Origin of the sequence: Oscillibacter sp. KLE 1745, from assembly GCF_000469445.2 — a bacterium.
GTDB lineage: Bacteria > Bacillota > Clostridia > Oscillospirales > Oscillospiraceae > Oscillibacter > Oscillibacter welbionis.
In genome coordinates, this window is sequence record NZ_KI271735.1 from 53,524 (window position 1) to 53,809 (window position 286).

Genomic DNA, 286 nt, shown 5'->3' on the forward strand with positions numbered 1-286 from the left:
CAGGCTTCACGCTGGACACCTACGCCCACGTCACGACAGCGGCGCAAAAGGAGGCGGCCAGGACTATGGAAAAAGTCCTGACGGCGGCAATCTGAAAGCGAAAAAATAATCCCAAACAGCAGGAAAGCCTTGGCGCAGAAGGGCTGCGCCAAGGCACGTTTTTTGCCCTGTCTGGGTCACGGTTTGGGTCAACTGCAAATTTTGCAAAATCGCGCAATTTCTCCAGAAACTTTTGGAGACAAAAAGTGAAGAAAAACCGTCTGATTTCTTGCGAAATCAGACGGTT